The 21,539-nt window shown below is 68.8% G+C and carries 24 protein-coding genes; 7 read left to right on the forward strand and 17 right to left on the reverse strand.

Annotated features, from left to right (window positions below; all coding sequences use genetic code 11):
* The first annotated feature begins 152 nt into the window (after positions 1-152).
* Positions 153-2,012 (forward strand): glycoside hydrolase family 18 chitinase, encoded by a 1,860-nt coding sequence (locus ABZS64_RS25280; protein ID WP_355833879.1) that lies wholly within the window; start codon positions 153-155, stop codon positions 2,010-2,012.
* 119 nt (positions 2,013-2,131) lie between these two features.
* Here ABZS64_RS25280 and ABZS64_RS25285 read toward each other — a convergent pair whose 3' ends face one another.
* The 16 genes from ABZS64_RS25285 to ABZS64_RS25360 all read right to left on the reverse strand — a co-directional run bounded on the left by ABZS64_RS25285 (position 2,132) and on the right by ABZS64_RS25360 (position 15,922).
* Positions 2,132-2,581 (reverse strand): DUF2550 domain-containing protein, encoded by a 450-nt coding sequence (locus ABZS64_RS25285; protein ID WP_355833882.1) that lies wholly within the window; start codon positions 2,579-2,581, stop codon positions 2,132-2,134.
* A gap of 133 nt (positions 2,582-2,714) precedes the next feature.
* A complete protein-coding gene (locus tag ABZS64_RS25290) occupies positions 2,715-3,089 on the reverse strand; it encodes a F0F1 ATP synthase subunit epsilon (RefSeq protein ID WP_355833885.1) in 375 nt (124 codons plus the stop codon).
* 111 nt (positions 3,090-3,200) lie between these two features.
* Positions 3,201-4,643 (reverse strand): F0F1 ATP synthase subunit beta, encoded by a 1,443-nt coding sequence (gene atpD / locus ABZS64_RS25295; RefSeq protein WP_355833888.1) that lies wholly within the window; start codon positions 4,641-4,643, stop codon positions 3,201-3,203.
* Positions 4,643-5,560, reverse strand: a complete 918-nt coding sequence (locus ABZS64_RS25300; protein ID WP_355833891.1) for a F0F1 ATP synthase subunit gamma — start codon at positions 5,558-5,560, stop codon at positions 4,643-4,645. Before ABZS64_RS25300 ends, atpD begins: the two co-directional genes overlap by 1 nt.
* Positions 5,561-5,580: 20 nt before the next feature.
* On the reverse strand, positions 5,581-7,173 hold the full coding sequence (gene atpA, locus ABZS64_RS25305; protein ID WP_355833894.1) for a F0F1 ATP synthase subunit alpha: 1,593 nt from the start codon (positions 7,171-7,173) through the stop codon (positions 5,581-5,583).
* Positions 7,174-7,303: 130 nt separating this feature from the next.
* Positions 7,304-8,119 (reverse strand): F0F1 ATP synthase subunit delta, encoded by an 816-nt coding sequence (locus ABZS64_RS25310; protein WP_355833897.1) that lies wholly within the window; start codon positions 8,117-8,119, stop codon positions 7,304-7,306.
* Complete coding sequence (locus ABZS64_RS25315; protein ID WP_355833900.1) at positions 8,116-8,670, reverse strand: F0F1 ATP synthase subunit B; 555 nt, start codon at positions 8,668-8,670, stop codon at positions 8,116-8,118. Before ABZS64_RS25315 ends, ABZS64_RS25310 begins: the two co-directional genes overlap by 4 nt.
* A 44-nt stretch (positions 8,671-8,714) precedes the next feature.
* Positions 8,715-8,939, reverse strand: a complete 225-nt coding sequence (gene atpE, locus ABZS64_RS25320; RefSeq protein WP_142213658.1) for an ATP synthase F0 subunit C — start codon at positions 8,937-8,939, stop codon at positions 8,715-8,717.
* A 70-nt stretch (positions 8,940-9,009) separates the two neighbouring features.
* Positions 9,010-9,834: a F0F1 ATP synthase subunit A gene (atpB, locus tag ABZS64_RS25325; RefSeq protein WP_355833904.1), complete on the reverse strand. Its 825-nt coding sequence runs from the start codon at positions 9,832-9,834 to the stop codon at positions 9,010-9,012.
* A 225-nt stretch (positions 9,835-10,059) separates the two neighbouring features.
* On the reverse strand, positions 10,060-10,497 hold the full coding sequence (locus ABZS64_RS25330) for a hypothetical protein (protein WP_355833906.1): 438 nt from the start codon (positions 10,495-10,497) through the stop codon (positions 10,060-10,062).
* 261 nt (positions 10,498-10,758) lie between these two features.
* The gene (locus ABZS64_RS25335) at positions 10,759-12,093 is read right to left on the reverse strand and encodes an MraY family glycosyltransferase (protein ID WP_355833909.1); all 1,335 of its coding nucleotides are present in this window, start codon (positions 12,091-12,093) and stop codon (positions 10,759-10,761) included.
* Between the two features lie 105 nt (positions 12,094-12,198).
* Positions 12,199-13,470, reverse strand: coding sequence for a serine hydroxymethyltransferase (gene glyA / locus ABZS64_RS25340; protein WP_355833912.1), 1,272 nt, complete (start codon positions 13,468-13,470; stop codon positions 12,199-12,201).
* 311 nt (positions 13,471-13,781) lie between these two features.
* Entirely contained in the window at positions 13,782-14,219 is a 438-nt protein-coding gene (locus ABZS64_RS25345; RefSeq protein ID WP_355833915.1) for a Rieske (2Fe-2S) protein, read from the reverse strand.
* 14 nt (positions 14,220-14,233) lie between these two features.
* Positions 14,234-14,839, reverse strand: coding sequence for a DUF6529 family protein (locus ABZS64_RS25350; RefSeq protein WP_355833918.1), 606 nt, complete (start codon positions 14,837-14,839; stop codon positions 14,234-14,236).
* Positions 14,840-14,847: 8 nt separating this feature from the next.
* Positions 14,848-15,507 carry a hypothetical protein gene (locus ABZS64_RS25355; protein ID WP_355833920.1) on the reverse strand — a complete coding sequence of 220 codons (660 nt, stop codon included), beginning with the start codon at positions 15,505-15,507 and terminating at the stop codon, positions 14,848-14,850.
* A gap of 82 nt (positions 15,508-15,589) precedes the next feature.
* The gene (locus ABZS64_RS25360) at positions 15,590-15,922 is read right to left on the reverse strand and encodes a DUF952 domain-containing protein (protein ID WP_355833923.1); all 333 of its coding nucleotides are present in this window, start codon (positions 15,920-15,922) and stop codon (positions 15,590-15,592) included.
* A 110-nt stretch (positions 15,923-16,032) separates the two neighbouring features.
* Between ABZS64_RS25360 and ABZS64_RS25365 the strand changes: the two genes are divergently transcribed.
* The 6 genes from ABZS64_RS25365 (at position 16,033) to der (ending at position 21,094) form a co-directional block, all read left to right on the forward strand.
* The gene (locus tag ABZS64_RS25365) at positions 16,033-16,467 is read left to right on the forward strand and encodes a YidB family protein (protein WP_355833926.1); all 435 of its coding nucleotides are present in this window, start codon (positions 16,033-16,035) and stop codon (positions 16,465-16,467) included.
* Between the two features lie 111 nt (positions 16,468-16,578).
* Positions 16,579-16,941, forward strand: coding sequence for a chorismate mutase (gene aroH, locus ABZS64_RS25370; RefSeq protein ID WP_355833929.1), 363 nt, complete (start codon positions 16,579-16,581; stop codon positions 16,939-16,941).
* Positions 16,938-18,023, forward strand: a complete 1,086-nt coding sequence (locus tag ABZS64_RS25375; RefSeq protein ID WP_355833931.1) for a prephenate dehydrogenase — start codon at positions 16,938-16,940, stop codon at positions 18,021-18,023. The genes aroH and ABZS64_RS25375 overlap by 4 nt, the downstream gene beginning before the upstream one ends.
* Positions 18,024-18,215: 192 nt before the next feature.
* On the forward strand, positions 18,216-18,899 hold the full coding sequence (cmk, locus tag ABZS64_RS25380; protein WP_355833934.1) for a (d)CMP kinase: 684 nt from the start codon (positions 18,216-18,218) through the stop codon (positions 18,897-18,899).
* Positions 18,857-19,558: a lysophospholipid acyltransferase family protein gene (locus ABZS64_RS25385; protein ID WP_355833937.1), complete on the forward strand. Its 702-nt coding sequence runs from the start codon at positions 18,857-18,859 to the stop codon at positions 19,556-19,558. The genes cmk and ABZS64_RS25385 overlap by 43 nt, the downstream gene beginning before the upstream one ends.
* A 69-nt stretch (positions 19,559-19,627) precedes the next feature.
* Positions 19,628-21,094, forward strand: a complete 1,467-nt coding sequence (der, locus tag ABZS64_RS25390; protein ID WP_355833940.1) for a ribosome biogenesis GTPase Der — start codon at positions 19,628-19,630, stop codon at positions 21,092-21,094.
* A 77-nt stretch (positions 21,095-21,171) separates the two neighbouring features.
* On the opposite strand, the gene ABZS64_RS25395 is transcribed toward der, so the two are convergent.
* On the reverse strand, positions 21,172-21,477 hold the full coding sequence (locus ABZS64_RS25395) for a hypothetical protein (RefSeq protein WP_355833942.1): 306 nt from the start codon (positions 21,475-21,477) through the stop codon (positions 21,172-21,174).
* Between the last annotated feature and the right edge of the window lie 62 nt (positions 21,478-21,539).

The following is a 21,539-nucleotide window of genomic DNA, read 5'->3' on the forward strand; positions in this document are numbered from 1 at the left end:
TCTCCCCCACCCGCTACACCTATGGTCTGGACCTATTGACGATTGGTCCAGACCTTCCTACTCTCACCGCACACACACACTGCGGTGAGCCACGCAGGGTGCGCAGCGCACGGACCACCCCCGAAACGTCCGGACCTCCTCGAGGAGCACCCGTGAACACGCAACCCCCACTGCACAGAACCAGATTCAGAGTCAGATCCAGAGCCGTCGCGGGACTGACCGCACTGCTTCTCCCCCTGGCCGCGATGGTCGGCCTCGCCGCCCCCGCCGAGGCAGCCACATCCGCCACGGCCTCCTACGCCAAGACCCAGGACTGGGGCACCGGCTTCGAGGGCAAGTGGACGGTGAAGAACACCGGCACCACCTCCCTCGGCTCCTGGACCGTCGAGTGGGACTTCCCCTCCGGCACCTCCGTCACCTCCGCCTGGGACGCCGACGTCACCAGCTCCGGCACCCACTGGACCGCCAAGAACAAGAGCTGGAACGGCACTCTCGCCCCCGGCGCCTCCGTCTCCTTCGGCTTCAACGGCGCGGGCCCCGGCGCCCCCTCCGGCTGCAAGCTCAACGGCGCATCCTGTGACGGCGGCAGCGTCCCCGGCGACAACCCGCCGTCCGCCCCCGGCACCCCGTCCGCGAGCAGCATCACCGACACATCGGTGGCGCTGAGCTGGACCGCCGCCACCGACGACAAGGGCATCAAGAACTACGACGTACTGCGCGACGGCGCCAAGATCGCGACAGTGACCGGCACGACGTACACGAACACCGGCCTCACCGCAGGCACCGACTACTCGTACACCGTCCAGGCGCGTGACACCGCCGACCAGACGGGACCGGTCAGCGGCGCCCGCGCAGTGCGCACCACCGGCGGAGGCGGCGACCCGGGCCCCGGCCCCGGTTCCACCGTCAAGCTGGGCTACTTCACCGAGTGGGGCGTCTACGGACGCAACTACCACGTCAAGAACCTGGTGACCTCCGGCTCCGCTTCCAAGATCACCCACATCAACTACGCCTTCGGCAATGTCACCGGCGGACGCTGCGCCATCGGCGACTCCTACGCCGACTACGACAAGGCGTACACCGCCGACCAGGCCGTCGACGGCGTCGCCGACACCTGGGACCAGCCGCTGCGCGGCAACTTCAACCAGCTGCGCAAGCTCAAGGCCAAGTACCCGAACATCAAGGTCCTCTGGTCCTTCGGCGGCTGGACCTGGTCCGGCGGCTTCGGCCAGGCGGCAGCCAATCCGGCGGCCTTCGCCCAGTCCTGCTACGACCTGGTGGAGGACCCGCGCTGGGCCGATGTCTTCGACGGCATCGACATCGACTGGGAGTACCCGAACGCCTGCGGTCTGTCCTGTGACACCAGCGGCGCCGCAGCCTTCAAGAACCTGGCCTCCGCACTGCGCACCAAGTTCGGTACGAACAACCTGGTCACCGCGGCCGTCACGGCGGACGCCTCGTCCGGCGGAAAGATCGACGCGGCGGACTACGGCGGCGCGGCGCAGTACGTCAACTGGTACAACGTGATGACGTACGACTTCTTCGGCGCCTGGGCCGCTCAGGGCCCGACCGCCCCGCACTCCCCGCTCACCTCGTACGCCGGCATCCCGCAGGCGGGCTTCAACTCCGCCGAGGCGATCGCCAAGTTCAAGGCGAAGGGCGTGCCGTCCGCGAAGCTGCTGCTGGGCATCGGTTTCTACGGACGCGGCTGGACCGGAGTCACCCAGGCGACGCCGGGCGGCACCGCGACAGGGCCCGCACCCGGGACGTACGAGCAGGGCATCGAGGACTACAAGGTCCTCAAGACCAGCTGCCCGTCCACCGGGACCATCGCCGGTACGGCGTACGCGAAGTGCGGCAGCAACTGGTGGAGTTACGACACCCCCGCCACGGTCACCTCGAAGATGAGCTGGGCGAAGGGGCAGGGCCTGGGAGGCGCGTTCTTCTGGGAATTCAGCGGTGACACGACGAACGGAGAGCTGGTCGGCGCGATCAACAGCGGTCTTGGATAGCACCCGCTGACAGCGAAGCCCGGGAGATTCGTTCTCCCGGGCTTTGTCACACTCTCAAGCTACGTTGACCCTCCCCCAGACTTCGTCCGGGGGGACCCCCGCCCAACGAGACGCCTCTTTTAAGCCACATTGACTCGTTGCCCGGGCGGCGCCGCCTCGAGCCAGGCGAGGAAACCGGTCAGCGCGTCCTCGCTCATCGCCAGCTCCAGCCGCGTCCCGCGGTGGTGACAGCCGAGCACGATCGCATCGGAGAGCAGTGCCAGCTCCTCCTCGCCCTCGGGCGTGCGGCGTGCGACGACCTCGATGGCGGAGCGCTCAAGGACACGGCGGGGGCGGGGGGCGTACGAGAAGATCCGGAACCACATGATCCGGTCACCGCTGTAGCGGGCGACGCCGTACACCCAGCCCTTGCCGGAGAGGTCGGTCTCCTCCGGGACGTTCCAGCGCAGACTGCAGTCGAAGGTGCCGCCGGAGCGCTGAATCAGCCGTCGGCGCAGACCGAAGACGAACAGCCCGATCCCTACCAGTGTGACGACGACCAGGCCGCTCACAAGCAGAGCGAGGAACATGTCCACCGACCTCCTCGCATCGTCCCGAAACGGATTCCCACCTGCTCCTGCACCTGCATTGCCTCAGCCGCGACACGGTCTGGAGAATTCCAGCCCGGGCCGCGGCTGAGGGCTACGACTGTCGGCGGGGTGCTCAGTGCACCGCCACCGCACGCAGCCGGACATCGGCGCGCCGCTCTGCGGCGTCGTCCTCGTCCGACTTGGCGCGCTCCAGCGCACGCTCGGCGCGCTGTGCGTCGATCTCGTCCGCCAGCTCGACGATCTCCGCCAGCAGCGACAGCTTGTTGTCGGCGAACGAGATGAATCCACCATGCACCGCTGCGATGACGGTTTCGCCCTCGCTCGTACGGATGGTCACCGGGCCCGACTCCAGCACACCGAGCAGCGGCTGGTGACCGGGCATGACGCCGATGTCGCCGGACGTGGTGCGCGCGACGACCAGGGTGGCCTCGCCGGACCAGACCTGCCGGTCCGCGGCGACCAGCTCGACGTGCAGCTCAGCAGCCAAGGTTGGCTCCTCGGGTCACCACCCGGCGGTTCTGCCGGGTGTTGGGTCAATTCTACGGGGCGTACAGAGGGGGGGCGGGACGCACCCGCCCCCCTCCACGAGTCAGGAGACTCAGGAGACGCCGAGCTCCTTGGCGTTGGCCTTGAGGTCCTCAATGCCACCGCACATGAAGAACGCCTGCTCGGGGAAGTGGTCGTACTCACCGTCGCAGATCGCGTTGAACGCGGTGATCGACTCCTCGAGCGGCACGTCCGAACCGTCCACGCCGGTGAACTGCTTGGCGACGTGGGTGTTCTGGGACAGGAAGCGCTCCACGCGACGGGCACGGTGGACAACGAGCTTGTCCTCCTCGCCCAGCTCGTCGATACCGAGAATCGCGATGATGTCCTGGAGGTCCTTGTACTTCTGCAGGACACCCTTGACACGGGTCGCCGCGTCGTAGTGCTCCTGCGCGATGTAGCGCGGGTCCAGGATCCGGGACGTGGAGTCCAGCGGGTCCACGGCCGGGTAGATGCCCTTCTCGGAGATCGGACGGGACAGAACCGTCGTCGCGTCGAGGTGGGCGAAGGTGGTGGCCGGGGCCGGGTCGGTCAGGTCGTCCGCGGGGACGTAGATCGCCTGCATCGACGTGATCGAGTGACCACGCGTCGAGGTGATGCGCTCCTGCAGCAGACCCATCTCGTCGGCCAGGTTCGGCTGGTAACCCACCGCGGACGGCATACGGCCGAGCAGGGTGGACACCTCGGAGCCGGCCTGGGTGTACCGGAAGATGTTGTCAATGAAGAAGAGCACGTCCTGCTTCTGCACATCGCGGAAGTACTCCGCCATGGTCAGACCGGCAAGCGCGACGCGGAGACGGGTGCCCGGGGGCTCGTCCATCTGACCGAAGACAAGCGCCGTCTTGTCGATGACGCCGGACTCGGTCATTTCCTCGATGAGGTCGTTGCCCTCACGGGTACGCTCACCGACGCCCGCGAACACCGACACACCGTCGTGGTTGTTGGCGACGCGGTAGATCATTTCCTGGATCAGAACGGTCTTGCCGACACCGGCGCCACCGAACAGACCGATCTTTCCACCCTTGACGTACGGGGTGAGAAGGTCGATGACCTTGATGCCCGTCTCGAACATCTCGGTCTTGGACTCGAGCTGGTCGAAGGACGGGGCCTTGCGGTGGATGGGCCAGCGCTCGGTGGTCTCGCTGTTCGCCTCGGGGACGTTCAGCACCTCACCGAGGGTGTTGAACACCTTGCCCTTGGTGAAGTCGCCGACCGGGACGGTGATGCCCTTGCCGGTGTTGGTCACCACGGCCTGGCGGACCAGACCGTCGGTGGGCTGCATCGAGATCGCGCGGACCAGGCCCTCGCCGAGGTGCTGGGCAACCTCGAGCGTCAGGGTCTTCAGCGCGCCGTCGAGGGCCGGGTCGGCCACCTCGACGGTGAGGGCGTTGTAGATCTCCGGCATCGCGTCGACGGAGAACTCCACGTCGACGACCGGGCCGATGACCCGGGCAACGCGGCCCGTGGCGGCGGCCGTCTCAACAGTGGTCGTCATTACTTGTCACTCCCCGCGGTCGCGTCGGCCAGGGCGTTGGCGCCACCGACGATCTCGCTGATTTCCTGGGTGATTTCGGCCTGGCGGGCCGCGTTGGCAAGCCGGGAGAGGCTCTTGATGAGCTCCCCGGCGTTGTCGGTCGCCGACTTCATCGCGCGGCGGGTGGCAGCGTGCTTGGAAGCAGCGGCCTGGAGCAGCGCGTTGTAGATCCGGCTCTCGACGTACCGCGGCAGCAGGGCGTCGAGGACGTCCTCCGCCGACGGCTCGAAGTCGAACAGCGGAAGGATTTCGCCCTTCGTACCGGACTCCTCGGCCGCCTTCTCGAGGCTGAGGGGCAGCAGCCGGTTCTGTACCGGCGTCTGCGTCAGCATCGAGATGAACTCGGTGAAGACGATGTGGAGCTCGTCCACGCCGCCCTCGGCCGTGTCCAGCTGGACCGCCTCGATCAGCGGTCCAGCGACCTTCTTGGCGTCCGCGTAGGTCGGGTTGTCGGTGAAGCCGGTCCACGAATCCGTGACCTTGCGCTCACGGAAGCCGTAGTACGAGACACCCTTGCGGCCGACGATGTACGTGTCGACCTCCTTGCCCTCGCCGCGGAGCCGCTCGGTGAGCTGCTCAGCCGCCTTGATGGCGTTGGCGGAGTAGCCGCCGGCCAGACCGCGGTCGCTCGTGATGAGCAGGACCGCGGCGCGGACCGGAGCGTCCACCTCGGTGGTGAGGGGGTGCTTCGTGTTCGACCCGGTCGCCACCGCGGTCACCGCGCGGGTGAGCTCGGTCGCGTACGGCGTGGAGGCCACCACCTGGCGCTGCGCCTTGACGATGCGCGAGGCGGCGATCATCTCCATCGCCTTGGTGATCTTCTTGGTCGCGGTGACGGATTTGATGCGACGCTTGTAGACCCGGAGCTGGGCTCCCATGAGTCAGGTCCCTTCCGTCGTCACTTGGCCGTGCTGACCGGCGCGTCTTCGCCCAGAAGCTTGCCGTCCGAGGTCTCGAACTGACGCTTGAAGGCGGCGATCGCGTCACCGATGGACTGCAGGGTGTCGTCCGACATCTTGCCGCCCTCGGCGATGCTGGTCAGCAGCTCCTTGCGCTCACGGCGCAGGTGCTCGAGCAGCTCGGCCTCGAAGCGGCGGATGTCGTTGACCGGGACGTCGTCCATCTTGCCGGTGGTGCCGGCCCAGACGGAGACAACCTGCTCCTCGACGGGCATGGGCTGGTACTGAGCCTGCTTGAGCAGCTCGACCATGCGCTTGCCGCGCTCCATCTGCGCCTTGGAGGCCGCGTCCAGGTCGGAACCGAAGGCGGCGAACGCCTCGAGCTCACGGAACTGGGCGAGGTCCACACGAAGCCGGCCGGAGACCTGCTTCATGGCCTTGTGCTGGGCGGAGCCACCGACACGGGAGACCGAGATACCGACGTTCAGGGCCGGACGCTGGCCGGCGTTGAACAGGTCGGACTCCAGGAAGCACTGGCCGTCGGTGATGGAGATGACGTTGGTCGGGATGAACGCCGATACGTCGTTCGCCTTGGTCTCGACGATCGGGAGGCCCGTCATCGAACCGGCGCCCATGTCGTCGGAGAGCTTGGCGCAGCGCTCCAGCAGACGCGAGTGCAGGTAGAAGACGTCACCCGGGTAGGCCTCACGGCCCGGCGGGCGGCGCAGCAGCAGGGACACGGCGCGGTAGGCGTCGGCCTGCTTCGAGAGGTCGTCGAAGATGATCAGGACGTGCTTGCCCTGGTACATCCAGTGCTGGCCGATGGCCGAACCGGTGTACGGCGCCAGGTACTTGAAGCCGGCCGGGTCGGACGCCGGGGCGGCGACGATCGTCGTGTACTCGAGAGCGCCGGCCTCCTCCAGCGCGCCGCGCACGGACGCGATGGTGGAGCCCTTCTGGCCGATGGCGACGTAGATGCAGCGGACCTGCTTCTTCGGGTCGCCCGAGCGCCAGTTGTCGCGCTGGTTGATGATCGTGTCGACGGCCAGAGCGGTCTTGCCGGTCTGACGGTCACCAATGATCAGCTGACGCTGGCCGCGGCCGATGGGCACCATGGCGTCGACGGCCTTGTAGCCGGTCTGCATCGGCTCGTGCACCGACTTACGCACCATGACGCCAGGGGCCTGCAGCTCGAGGGCGCGGCGTCCGTCGGTCTCGATCTCGCCGAGGCCGTCGATCGGGGTGCCGAGCGGGTCGACGACGCGACCCAGGTAGCCCTCGCCTACTGCGACGGACAGGACCTCGCCGGTGCGGGTGACCGGCTGGCCTTCCTCGATACCGCTGAACTCACCGAGGACGATCGCACCGATCTCGCGCTCCTCGAGGTTGAGGGCGAGACCGAGGGTGCCGTCCTCGAACTTCAGCAGCTCGTTCGCCATGGCCGAGGGAAGACCCTCGACCTTCGCGATGCCGTCGCCGGCAAGGCTGACCGTACCGACCTCCTCGCGCGAGGCCGCGTCCGGCTTGTACGCCTGGACAAAGTTCTCCAGCGCGTCCCGGATCTCCTCCGGCCGGATCGTGAGCTCCGCCATCTGGGTTCCCTGCTCTCCTTGTTGGGCCCGAAGTTTCTTAGGGGGTCTGGGGGCGACCCCCAGGAATCTTCTGCAATCTCTGCACGGCCCAACCGGGCCGCTCGTACTGGTTTGTTCTGTTACTGGCTGGTCAGCCGGCCATGCGGCGGGCGACCTCGTCGAGGCGCTCCGCGATGGTGCCGTTGATGATCTCGTCACCGACACGCACCGAGATCCCGCCGAGGACCTCGGGGTCCACGTCGAGGTTGAGGTGCATCTCGCGGCCGTAGATCCGCGCGAGACCGGCGCCGAGGCGCTGCTTCTGCTCGTCGGTCAGCGGCGCCGCCGAGGTGACGACCGCGACCGTCCGATCCCGACGCGCCGCGGCGAGCTTGGACAGGGACTCGAGGCCCGCTTCCAGGCTACGTCCCCGGGGCTGGGTAACAAGACGGACAACCAGTCGCTCGGTGACCGGATTGGCCTTGCCGCCGAGCAGGCTGCTCACCAGCTCGCCCTTGGCGGACGCCGGCGCCGACTTGTCGGTCAGCGCGGACCGCAGTTCGGTGCTGGACTGGATGATCCGGCCGAACCGGAACAGCTCGTCCTCGACGTTGTCGAGCGCGTCGGCCCGCTGCGCCACGGTGAGGTCGGCGGTGGCCGCCAGCTCCTCGACCGAGTCGACCAGGTCACGCGACCGCGACCAGCGGGAACGCACCATGCCGGAGATCAGGTCGACGGTCTCGCCGCCCACCTGACCGCGCAGCAGGCGTCCCGCCAGCTCGGCCTTGGCCTCGCCGGCCTGCGCCGGGTCGGTCAGGACCCGACGCAGCGACACCTCACGGTCGAGCAGAGCGGTGACGGCGGCCAGCTCCGCGGCGAGCTTTGCCACGTCGACCGACGTGTTGTCGGTCAGCGCGTCAAGGGACTCGCGTGCGGCAGCCAGTGCCTCGCGGCTCGCTCCGTTCATCGCCCGGCCTCTGCCTTCGAAGCGCTGTCCTCGAGTGCGTCGAGGAAGCGGTCGATGGTGCGGCTCTGCCGGGCGTGGTCCTCGAGGGACTCACCGACGAGCTTGCCGGCCAGTTCGGTGGCGAGCTTGCCGACGTCCTGGCGCAGCGCAGCGGAAGCGGCCTTGCGGTCGGCCTCGATCTGGGTGTGACCGGCGGCGATGATTTCCTCACGCTGCCGCTGGCCTTCCGCCTTCATCTCCTGGATGATCGCGGCACCCTGCTCGGTCGCCTCCTGGCGCATCCGGGCTGCCTCGTGCCGGGCCTCGGCGAGCTGAGCCTTGTACTGCTCGAGCACGCTTTCGGCTTCGACCTTGGCCGCAGAGGCCTGCTCGATGCCACCTTCGATGGCCTCTCGGCGCTGCTCCAGAACCTTGTTGATGTTCGGGAGGAGCTTCTTGGCGAGGAAGCCGAAGACGATGACGAAGGCGATCAGGCCGATGACGAGCTCGGGCCACGGCGGGATGAGGGGGTTTTCCTTCCCCTCAGCCGCCAGGGAAACCAGAGTGTTCACATCAGTGCCTTTCGTCGAAAGGGACGGTCGTCTTGTCGTTCGTCTTAGTAGACGAACGGCATGACGAGGCCGATGAGGGCCAGCGCCTCACAGAAGGCGAAGCCGAGGATCTGGTTGGCACGGATCAGGCCGGCGGCCTCGGGCTGACGGGCCAGGGCCTGGGTGCCGTTACCGAAGATGATGCCGATACCGACGCCGGGGCCGATGGCCGCAAGACCGTAACCGACGGAGCCGAGGTCACCAGTAACAGCAGCGAGGGTCTGGGACATGCCAGTTCTTCCTTCTCTTTACGGACCGGTGGGGGTTGGCCACCGGACGAATTGGGGTGGGTGAGCGGACTCAGTGGTGCTCGGCGAGCGCGCCCTGGATGTAGCTGCAGGTCAGGAGCACGAACACATAGGCCTGGACGGCCTGGATGAAGAGCTCGAAGGCCGTCATGATGATGACCATCACGAACGAGACACCGGAGTACGCGATGCCGATGCCGTTCAGCATGTACCAGCTGGCGATCGTGAAGAGCAGCAGCAGCGTGTGGCCCGCGAACATGTTCGCGAAGAGTCGTACGGCGTGCGTGAACGGGCGGACCAGCAGGTTCGAGAAGAACTCGATGGTCATGGAGAGCGGCAGCACCGGGCCGAGCGTCTTGTCGTAGCCCGTCACGTTCTTGAAGAAGCCGACAAAGCCTTGCCGCTTGAACGTCAGCGAGACCCAGGTGATGTAGACGATGGCCGCCAGGACCATCGGGTACGCGATGATCGACGTCACCGGGAAGGCGGCGACCGGGACGATCGACCAGACGTTCATCATCCAGATGAAGAAGAACAGCGAGACGGCGAGCGGAACGTACTTCTCGCCGTCCTTCTTGCCGATCGTCTCGTAGACGATTCCGCGGCGCACGAAGTCGTAACCGGCCTCGGCCACCATCTGCAGCTTGCCCGGGACCAGCTTCGGCTTACGGAAAGCGGCCCAGAAGAAGCCCACCACGATAATGGAACCGAGCAGGGCGAGCAGCATCGGCTTGTTGAAGTAAAGGCCATTGCCGTCGGCGTCGCCCAAGAGCGGCTCGAAGAGGAACGAATGCAGGCCCGGAGCCGGGAAGCCACACCCGTCAAAAAGGTGGCAGTCGGTCTCGAAGGCGAGCACCGTCGTCGGGTCAGCACTCACCGCGGGCTCCTTCAGCGTGGCGCATAGGTACGGCAACCTCGTTGTGTCGGCGCGGCGCGCAGCCGCGGTTCGGCACTGGACTGGTGTTACGGATGTGGGGGCGGCTGGCAGGCATGGAGCCTCGCGAATGAGCAGGCGTCAGCTCAGATGCCCGCGCCCGCAGTGCCGCAGTTGGCACCGGACGATAGCAGGATCGCGAACGCGCACTTATACCGGCCCTACTCCTCACGACGACGAACCCTTGTTTCCGGGCTTCTCGCTGTTGGAGGAGTCAGGTTCGACGTAAAGCAGCTTGGCCTTCATGTGCGCACGGGTCTGAGCGGCGATCCATACCAGGGTCGTCGCGACCAGCGTGATGGCAAAGGCCTTGGGGTTGAACAGCGTCGTGTTCTTGAATGCGGCGACAAAGATGAACAGCAGCAGAATCTGTGCCGCATAGAGCATCAGACCCATGGCTTGGAACAGGTGCGGAAGAGACTTGGCGGTCCGTTCGAGGACCACAAGTCCGATCCCCATGAAGACGATCACAATCACCGTCGCGACAATGGCGCCGACTGCTCCCTTGCCACCCGCAACGACACCGCTGATGACGGCGGCGAGAACGCCGGCGCCGGCGGTGGGCAGGGCAACTTGGAGGAGTGTTCGGGCGTCATTGGACCGCATGGCGGCAGCTCCGCTGGTGGTGGGGGCATGAGTGTCGTCATGGACGAGCGTAGGCCCGGAGTGAGAGGGTTCCTCGCGCCAATGAGCCGTCGCACTACGGCCCTTCGACTCTGTCGCCGGGTTTCGTGAACGGTATCACAAACTATTTGATGAGGTCTTTACCTAGGGGTGTGCTAACCGTCACACATGAGAGTGACCCCGCGCGTGTGTGCAGGACAAGCCACCGTTATGTCTGGTATTAGGCGGCGATGTACCGACTCGTCAGCCGCGCGTCCCGGCCTTCCTCCGGTCCGGGAAGCGCGAACGGGGGCCGATGGCAGTCGCACCGTTGACGCCGTTGACGCCCACCGCGACGGGAGTGCGCTCCTCCTGCGGAGTCTCCGTCTCGTACGAGAGCGCGGGCACCGCGACCGGCTCGGGCAGCACCTTGCGGCGCCGGTAGCGCGGCGGCACGAAGGCCTCCGCCCATCGCGGAGCGCGCGGCGTGAAGCGCGGCAGCAGCAGAAGCACCAGGCCGACCGCGCTCAGCGCGACGATCAGCAGCACGATCCACATCGACGCCGAGTGCACGGAGTACGCGACGACGCCGAAGGCGATCAGCGCCGACCAGAAGTACATGATCAGGACCGCGCGGCTGTGCGAATGTCCGACCTCCAGGAGCCGGTGGTGAAGATGGCCACGGTCGGCGGCGAACGGCGACTGCCCGTTCCACGTACGCCGGACGATCGCGAGCAGCAGGTCGGCGACCGGGATCGCGATGATGGTCAGCGGCAGCAGCAGCGGGATGAAGACCGGCAGCGCGGCGTGCGTGGCCTGGCGGGTGCTGCCCTCGAAGATCTTCAGGGCGTCCGGGTCCACCTGGCCGGTCACCGAGATCGCGGCCGCGGCGAGCACCAGGCCGATCAGCATCGAGCCCGAGTCACCCATGAAGATCCGCGCTGGGTGCATGTTGTGCGGCAAAAAGCCCAGGCACATGCCCATCAGGATCGCGGTGAACAGGGTCGCGGGGGCGGCGGCCTCGATGCCGTAGCTGAACCAGATCCGGTACGCGTACAGGAAGAAGGCCGCGGCTGCGATGCAGACCATGCCTGCGGCGAGGCCGTCGAGTCCGTCCACGAAGTTCACCGCGTTGATGGTGATCACGACGAGGGCGACGGTCAGCAGCGTGCCCTGCCAGGAGGTCAGCGCGACGACGCCGACGCCGGGCACGGGGATCCACAGGATCGTCAGACCCTGGATCACCATCACACCCGCGGCGATCATCTGGCCGCCGAGCTTGATCAGGGCGTCGATCTCGAACTTGTCGTCCAGAACGCCGATGATCCAGATCAGGGCCGCGCCCGAGAGCAGCGCACGCGGTTCGTTGGACAGCTCGAAGACGCTGTTCAGATTCTGCAGATGATCGGCGACCAGCAGACCGGCGCACAGGCCGAAGAACATGGCGATACCGCCGAGTCGCGGTGTCGGCTCTCGGTGTACGTCTCGGGCACGGATCTGCGGCATCGCGCCGGTCGCGATGGCGAACTTCCGCACCGGACCGGTCAGCAGATAGGTCACCGCAGCCGTGACACAGAGCGTCAGCAGGTAATCACGCACGGGCTGCCCCACAGGAATCGCTGGCCATCTCAGCCCCACACCCTAGCTCTGGTAGCCACATGCTTGAGGACATACGGGCGGCGGCGATGGTTGCACGACTCGCGGCTACCCCGGATAAGGGGGAAATCTACCGGCCAGCGAGCGCACTTCCGCACGGACCTTTCTCGCCCCTTCTCCCTCTTCGCGCATCGCCGCAGTGAACAGCGCGGCGATGCGCGCCATCTCGGCTTCGCCCATGCCCTGAGTGGTCACCGCCGCGGTCCCCAGCCGGATACCACGTCCGTCTCCGTACGGCAGCGCGCAGGTGTCGAGAACCAGTCCGGCCGCGGCGAGCCGGCCGCGGGCCGTCCTGCCGTCCACGCCGAGCGGAGCCGGATCCGCGCTGATCAGATGGGTGTCGGTGCCGCCCGTCAGCACCGCGAAGCCCTCCCCCGCGAGCCCGTCGGCGAGCACCCGGGCATTGGCGACCACCTGGTGTGCGTACCGGGTGAACGCCGGGGTCGACGCCTCGCCGAAGGCAACGGCCTTGGCGGCGATCGTGTGCATCTGGGCGCCGCCCTGTGTGAAGGGGAACACTGCCCGGTCGATGCGCTCGGCCAGCTCGGACCCGCAAAGGATCATTCCGCCGCGCGGCCCGCGCAGCACCTTGTGGGTGGTGGCGCACACCACATCGGCGTACGGGACGGGGCTGGGGGCCGCGCCGCCCGCGATCAGGCCCATCGGGTGGGCGGCGTCGGCGATCAGATACGCGCCCACGTCGTCGGCGATCTCGCGGAAGGCCGCGTAGTCGGGGTGACGGGGGTACGAGATCGAGCCGCAGACGATGGCCTTGGGCTTGTGGTGCCGGGCCAGGGTGCGGACCTGCTCGTAGTCGATGAGGCCGGTGTCGGCGTCGATGCCGTATCCGACGAAGTCGAACCAGCGGCCGGAGAAGTTGGCCGGCGAGCCGTGGGTGAGATGACCGCCGTACGAGAGGCCCATGGCCAGGACCGTGTCGCCGGGCTTGAGCAGCGCCGCGTACGCCGCGAGGACCGCGGACGAGCCGGAGTGCGACTGCACATTGGCGTGCTGGGCACCGAACAGGGCCATGGCGCGCTCGACGGCGATCCGTTCGGCGGCGTCCACGAGTTCACAGCCGCCGTGGTGGCGGGCGCCGGGATAGCCCTCGGCGTACTTGTTGGCGAGCGGGGAGCCGAGGGCGGCGAGGACCGCGGGTGAGGTGAAGTTCTCCGCGGCGATGAGCTGAAGGCTGTCGCTCTGCCGGCCCAGTTCCCCCAGGATCACCTCGGCGATCTCGGGGTCCTGGCGGCGCAGGGCGTCGAAGTCCCCGCCGTGGTGGGTGATGCGGGCGGCGTCTGGTGCAGCGGTGACCGACATCTTGGGCTCCGGGGCCTCGCGTGGGGTGACGGCCCCTCCAATGTAGGCCGGGCCCCGCCGCCGCGCCCGCCATACAGGGTGCTCGGGGCTAGGGCCTGTGCGGCCGGTCTTGCCGGGCTCGCGTGCCCTGGCACGGCACTTCGCTGCGTTGTCGTCAGTCGCCGACGCTCCGCGTCGGCTCTCCCCCTGCCTTCGGCGGGGGGACCCCCATCCTCACGCCTTGCGATGCTCCCCCGTAGCCCTTCGGGCACGGGAGGTGCCCCCATCGCCAGACCCCGCTCACTCATCCGGCCTGATCCAAACGACAGGCCCTAGGCCAGCCGGATGGTGTCCCCGGAGACCGAGATCTGCTTCGGCGGAAGCGGTCTGGGTGCCGGGCCGCCGACCACCGCGGCGTCCTCGATGTTGTATTTGCTGCCGTGGCAGGGGCAGTCGATGGTGCCGTCGGCGACCTTGTTGACCGTGCAGCCCGCGTGTGTGCAGATCGCGGAGAAGGCCTTGAAGTCGCCCGCCTTCGCCTGGGTCACCACGACCTTCTGGTCCTTGAAGACCTTGCCGCCGCCCACCGGGATGTCGGAGGTCTTCGCGAGCTCCTCTCCGGCCGGGGCGTTCGCCGTGCCCGTGCCAGGCGCCGTCGGCTTTTCGGACGCCCCGGCCCCGCCGTCGTCGCCGTACTTGCTGCAGCCCAGCACCAGAGTCGCGGCGCCCGCCGCGCCCACCGTCAGGACCGTTCGTCGTCGGGCTTCCATGGCCAGCCGTCTCCCTATGTCGTGAACCCGACCGTGCGGAAGAACCACAGCGCCGAGGTCAGCCAGATCACCGTGAGGGTCGTGAAGACCGCTCCGCCGACGATCGGCAGCAGCCAGCCGGGCAGCCGTTCCGCTCGCAGCAGGAGCATCTTTGCGGTGAAGGCGCCGAAGAAGAAGCAACCGAGCAGCGAGTGCCACATCACGCGAGTGCTGTACGTCTGATAGCCCAATGCGTACAGGCAGTGGACGGCGACGGGCACGGCCAGCAGGAACGCGATCCGCCCCGACCAGCGGTGCAGTCCGGGCGTCCAGTGGGGCGCTCGTACGCCCGGCAGGCGTCCGTACATCGCGAGTGCCGAGACGATCTGTACGAGGGCGAAGGCGAAGGCCGCCGTGCCCAGCCAGGACTTGACCGCCCCGGTGCTGCTGAAGCCTGCCAGGTTGAAGGCCGTGCCCGCCGGGTCGTGCACCTTTCCGTACGCCCCGAGTCCCACCGCGACCGCGGCGGCCACGAGGGCCGGGACGAGGAAGCGCGCGGCGCCGGGGCGGGCGTGGCCGTTGGGGCCCGAGGGGAACGAGGCGGTGCGGGCGTTGGGGTCGACGGGGGGACCGAAGCTCATGACGCACCTCAGGGGACGACGGGGCGGGCGGTGAGCCGGGTGCCGTCCACCGTGGCGGCGCCGGACGCGGGGTCGATCCGGGGTGCGGCGGCGGGCTTGCCGTCGCGGGTGACGATGCCGACCTGGCGGCCGTCCTGCAGCACGATCCAGCCGCCGTCGATCTTCGCGCCGCGCACCTCGGCGGTGGCGCGGTACAGGCCGGACGGCTTGACCGCCCTGGCCGCCGTGAACTGCCAGGTCCTGTCCGCGATGCCGACCGTGCCGGTGATCTTCCCTGCGCTCAGGACACCGTCGAGCCGGGAGCCGTTCGCGCCGGTCAGCGCCATGCTGCCGTCGTCCTTGATGTCGCCCTTCAGCCAGGACTCCTGGGTGCGGCCGTCGCAGAAGTATCCGATCGCCTTTCCGTCGTGTACGGAAACGGCGACGGTGGCGGTGTCGTCTGCGGTACGGCCCGCGTAGTCGGAGTCGGCCGGCAGGGTCGCGGTGGGGGAGGGGGACGCGGGCGGCGCCGTACTCGGCGCGGGTGTTGCAGCAGGCGTGGTGGGGGGAGCGGTGGTCCCCTCGTACGAGGTCTTGGCGTTCGTCCCCGTCGTGGCATTGAGCGACAGCATGAAGATGCCCAGCAACAGCCCGGCCAGCAGCGTGAACAGTGGTCCTGACGGCTTCATGGGCGGCCTTCCCCGGGTGGTGGGGCGTGCGCAGACCCCTATGCAACTGCACCCGCAGCGCCGCGTCCAGTCGTACGCGCCCTCACGCCCAGGGCGTGAGCTCCCGTGCGTGCCCGTCGGCATCCCGGCACACCGTGAACACGGCGGTGACGGCCGCCCGCTCGATCGGCCCGTACACATGAGGGAAGAGCATGTCCTCGGAACCCTCCCAGCGGACCTCGGCGCCGAGCCCGGCCTCGTCGATCTGGAGGACCAGCAGGTCGGTCACGCCGCGGTAGGGGCCGTCGGCGATGGCGAGCGCGGCGGGCCCGTCGGGCGAGCAGTGCACGAAGCCCTCAGTGGTGAGGGAGGCCGGGGCGTACGGACGGTCCATGTCCGCCGTCCATTCGTCCACGGGCACGACATGAAAGAGCATGCCGCCAGTTGTAGCGCAACACCGGTCCCGGGACGGATCGCCCAGGTGGCGGAGGTGTTCCGTTTGGGTGACATTGACCATGTCCCACACCTCTTCCGAAGGGCAGGATCATGGCGGGAAGCGACCTCGGCAGCCTTCTGGGCAGCCTCCTCGGCGGCGGCCGGCAGGCCGGTGCCGGCGGCGGTGCCGGCAACATCCTCGGCGCGCTGCTGGGCGCACTCGGCGGAGGCGGTGGCGCAGGCGGTGCCGGGGGCAACCCCCTCGGCGCCCTGCTGAGCCAGCTCACCAAGGCCGGTCTCGGCGGCCAGACGCAATCCTGGGTCGGCACCGGCGAGAACCAGCCCGTCAGCGGTGGGCAGATCGCCGACGCCCTCCCGCAGGAGACGCTGCAGAAGGTCGCGCAGGAGAGCGGTGTGACGCCGGAACAGGCCGCCGACGAGATCGCGCAGTCGCTGCCGCAGGCCGTCGACAAGCTGACTCCGGGCGGCGAGATGCCGCCCGCCGGTGCCTCGCTGGAGGACCTCATCAAGCAGCAGCAGCTCTGACATCCCTGCCGAGCGGCGACCGCCCTCCGTCTCGGAGGGCGGTCGCCGCGGCCGTGTCCTGCGGCGCCTGACTACGCTGAATGGAGCACTCGCACAGGTAAGGAGCACGACGTGGCGGTACGAGCGGTCCGTGGAGCCGTCCAGCTGGAACGGGACGACGCCGGACACATGGACGAGCAGGTCAGCGAACTGCTCACCGCTGTGCTCGAGCGGAACGGACTCGTCGCGGACGACCTGATCAGCGTCTGGTTCACGGCCACGCCCGATCTGCACAGCGACTTCCCGGCCGCCGCGGCGCGCAAGCTCGGCATCGTCGACGTCCCGCTGATCTGTGCGCAGGAGCTGGACATCGTGGGCGCCATGCCCCGCGTCGTACGGATCCTCGCGCATGTCGAGTCCGACCTGCCCAAATCCGAGATCGCGCACGTGTACCTCGGTGCCGCGGCCGCCCTGCGCAAGGACATCGCCCAGTGAGAACCGCCGTCGTCATCGGAACCGGCCTGATCGGCACCTCGGCGGCCCAGGCCCTCGCGGGCCGCGGAGTCACCGTCCACCTCATGGACCACGACCCGGAGCGGGCCCGTACCGCGGCCGCGCTCGGCGCGGGGACGGACGAGCCGCCGGAGGGCCGTGTCGACCTCGCGATCGTCGCCGTACCGCCCGCGCATGTCGCCACCGCGCTCGCCGAAGCGATGCGAGCCGGGGTCGCGCGCGGCTACCTCGACGTGGCGAGCGTCAAGGGAGGCCCGCGCCGCGAGCTGGAGGCCCTGGGCGTCGACCTCAGCGCCTACATCGGCACGCACCCGATGTCGGGCAAGGAGCGCTCGGGTCCGCTCGCCGCGACCGCGGACCTCTTCGAGGGCCGTCCGTGGGTGCTCACGCCCACCCGTGACACGGACACCGAGGTCCTCAACCTCGCCCTGGAACTGGTCGCGCTCTGCCGTGCCGTCCCGGTGGTCATGGACGCCGACGCCCACGACCGGGCGGTCGCTCTCGTCTCCCACACCCCGCAGCTGATCTCCTCGATGGTCGCGGCGCGGCTCGAGGACGCGGACGACACGGCGGTACGGCTCTGTGGCCAGGGCATCCGCGACGTCACCCGGATCGCGGCGTCCGACCCCCGGATGTGGGTCGAGATCCTCTCCGCGAACCCGGGCCCGGTGGCCGACGTGCTGGCCGGCGTCGCGGCGGACTTGGACGAGACGGTTCAGGCGCTGCGGGCCCTGCAGTCCTCGGACGAGTCCAAGCGCCAGGGCGGCACCGAGGGCATCGAGGACGTCCTGCGCCGCGGCAACGCGGGCCGCGTCCGGGTCCCCGGCAAGCACGGGCAGGCCCCGACGTCGTACGAGATCGTGGCGGTCCTGATCAGCGACCAGCCCGGCGAACTGGCCCGGATCTTCGCGGACGCGGGCCGCGCGGGCGTGAACATCGAAGACGTCCGCATCGAGCACGCGACGGGCCAGCAGGCGGGTCTCGTGCAACTGATGGTGGAACCGGCGGCAGCGCCGGTCCTGACGGCGTCGTTGCGGGAGCGGGGCTGGTCCATCCGGCAGTGACCACTGCGTCGGGAGGTGGGCGCGGGGCTGGTCCATCCGGCAGTGGGCGCCGCCCCCGGACCCCGCTCCTCAACCGCCGGAGGGGCTTGAATTTCCGTTCCGCCGTACGTGTGTAAAGACGGGCCCAAGTACTCGGTAACCTTGTTCAGGGCCCACCGGCAATTCCGCCTGCCCTCTCCGCGTACCAGGAAGGTGTCCGACACCGTGGAATCCGTGATCGTCGCCATCGACGGCCCCTCCGGCACGGGCAAGTCGAGCACCTCCAAGGCTGTCGCCGCGGCCCTGGGGCTGAGCTACCTGGACACCGGTGCCCAGTACCGGGCGATCACCTGGTGGATGATCAGCAACGGCGTCGACATCCAGGACCCCATGGCGATCGCGACCGCCGCCGGCAAGCCCGTCATCGTCTCCGGCACCGACCCCGCCGTCCCCGCCATCACCGTCGACGGCGAGGACGCCTCCGGGCCGATCCGTACCCAGGACGTCACCTCCAAGGTGAGCGCCGTCAGCGCCGTGCCCGAGGTGCGTGCCCGGATCACCGAGCTGCAGCGTTCCATCGCCGCGGCCGCCGAGAAGGGCATCGTCGTCGAGGGGCGCGACATCGGCACCACCGTCCTGCCCGACGCGGACCTGAAGATCTTCCTGACCGCCTCGCCCGAGGCCCGCGCCGCCCGCCGCAGCGGGGAGCTCAAGGGCTCCGACATCGCGGCCACCAGGGAAGCCCTGATCAAGCGGGACGCGGCCGACTCCAGCCGTAAGACCTCCCCGCTCGCCAAGGCGGACGACGCGGTCGAGGTGGACACCACCGGCCTGACCTTGCAGCAGGTCATCGAGTGCGTCGTCACCCTCGTCGAGGAGAAGCGGGCCGCGCGGTGACCGCACCGTCCGAGAAGGGCGTACCGTCCGAGAAGGGCGCGGCGGTCGGACGGGGCATCGGCATCGGGCTCATGTACGGGCTGTGGCGGCCGCGGGTGCTCGGCGCCTGGCGGGTCCCGGCGGCCGGTCCCGTGATCCTCGCCGTGAACCACTCGCACGCCATCGACGGGCCGATGCTGATGGGCACCGCGCCCAGGCCCGTGCACTTCCTGATCAAGAAGGAGGCGTTCGTCGGCCCCCTCGACCCGTTCCTGCTGGGAATCGGTCAGCTGAAGGTGGACCGTACGAGCACTGACCGGACCGCCGTCACCAACGCGCTCGGCGTGCTGGAGAACGGCGGCGTCCTCGGGATATTTCCCGAGGGCACCCGGGGCGAGGGAGACTTCGCCTCGCTGCGCGCGGGGCTCGCGTACTTCGCCGTACGCTCCGGCGCCCCGATCGTCCCGGTGGCGGTGCTGGGAAGCACCGAGCGCCGCGGACGGTTGATACGGACACTGCCTCCGCTGCGCAGCCGGGTCGACGTCGTCTTCGGCGACGGCTTCGAGGCGGGCGACGGCAGCGGCCGCCGTACGCGCAAGGCTCTGGACGAGGCGACCGTACGGATCCAGGAGCGGCTGACCGCCCACCTGGAAAACGCCAAGCGTCTTACCGGGCGCTAGGTAAGACTTGAGTAGTGGACCGCGCGATCGCGGGCCATCGATGATGCAACGTAACGAGGTACGCACTTCATGAACGACCAGATCCACTCCGGCGACGAGCACGAGCACGGAGCGCTTGGCGACGCCGAGTACGCGGAGTTCATGGAGCTCGCCGCGGAAGAGGGCTTCGACCTCGAGGACGTCGAGGACGCGATCGGCGAGGCCGGTCACGGCCCGCTGCCCGTCCTCGCCGTCGTCGGCCGCCCCAATGTCGGCAAGTCGACCCTGGTGAACCGCATCATCGGCCGCCGTGAGGCCGTCGTCGAGGACAAGCCGGGCGTCACCCGCGACCGTGTCACCTACGAGGCCGAGTGGGCGGGCCGCCGCTTCAAGGTCGTCGACACCGGCGGCTGGGAGCAGGACGTCCTCGGCATCGACGCCTCCGTCGCCGCCCAGGCCGAGTACGCCATCGAGGCCGCCGACGCGGTCGTCTTCGTCGTGGACTCCACGGTCGGCGCGACCGACACCGACGAGGCCGTCGTCAAGCTGCTGCGCCGGGCCGGCAAGCCCGTCGTGCTCTGCGCCAACAAGGTCGACGGACCCAGCGGCGAGGCCGACGCCACCGCCCTGTGGTCGCTCGGCCTGGGCCAGCCGCACCCCGTCTCCTCGCTGCACGGCCGCGGTACGGGCGACATGCTCGACGCCGTCCTGGAGGCGCTGCCCGAGGCCCCGGCCCAGACCTTCGGCAACGCCGTGGGCGGCCCGCGCCGTATCGCCCTGATCGGCCGCCCGAACGTCGGCAAGTCCTCGCTCCTGAACAAGGTCGCCAACGAGGACCGCGTCGTCGTCAACGAACTGGCCGGCACCACCCGCGACCCGGTCGACGAGCTGATCCAACTCGGCGGCATCACCTGGAAGTTCATCGACACGGCGGGTATCCGCCGCCGGGTCCACCTCCAGGAGGGCGCGGACTACTACGCCTCCCTGCGCACCGCCGCCGCCGTCGAGAAGGCGGAGGTCGCGGTCGTCCTGATCGACGCCAGCGAGTCCATCAGCGTCCAGGACCAGCGGATCATCACGATGGCCGTCGAGGCGGGCCGTGCCATGGTCATCGCGTACAACAAGTGGGACACCCTCGACGAGGAGCGCCGCTACTACCTGGAGCGCGAGATCGAGACCGAGCTCGCGCAGATCTCCTGGGCGCCGCGGGTCAATGTGTCGGCCGTCACCGGTCGACACATGGAGAAGCTGGTCCCCGCGATCGAGACCGCGATCGCCGGCTGGGAGACGCGTATCCCGACGGGCCGGCTGAACGCCTTCCTCGGCGAGATCGTCGCCTCGCACCCGCACCCGATCCGCGGTGGCAAGCAGCCCCGCATCCTCTTCGGCACCCAGGCGGGCACCAAGCCGCCGCGGTTCGTGCTCTTCGCCTCCGGCTTCCTGGAGCACGGCTACCGGCGCTTCGTCGAGCGCCGTCTGCGCGAGGAGTTCAGCTTCGAAGGCACCCCGATCCACATCTCGGTGCGGGTGCGTGAGAAGCGCGGCCGCAAGAAGTGACGTACGAGTGACGTGAACGAAGGCGCTGCCCCGGACCGATCTCCCGGTCCGGGGCAGCGCCTTCGTCTGCGTCTGCGTCAGATGCCCCGGCGGGGGGCGGGCGGCAGCGCGGCCGGCACATGCGTGCCCGTGTGCGGACGGTTTCCGGGGTAGGGCTGCCAGCTGCCCGGAGGGGTCTGATGCACCGGGTGAACGGGACTCAGATGGCCGCCGAGCCCGCCCCGGCTGCCGTGCAGCCCGGTGCCGAAGGACCTGAAGCCGAGATCCTCCTCCCCGCTCCGGTCGCCCGGCAGGGCCCTGAACGACCTGCGGTACTCGGAGTACAGCGCGTCGTAGATCGGGGTGGGCGAGTGGCCGGACGTCGAGTCATGCGCGGGACGCATGGCGGGGATCTGACTCTGATACGGCTGGCGGGAGGGGTCGTATGAGTGCACGTACGTGCAAC

It is taken from the genome of Streptomyces sp. NPDC005408, assembly GCF_040606445.1.
Taxonomy (GTDB): domain Bacteria; phylum Actinomycetota; class Actinomycetes; order Streptomycetales; family Streptomycetaceae; genus Streptomyces.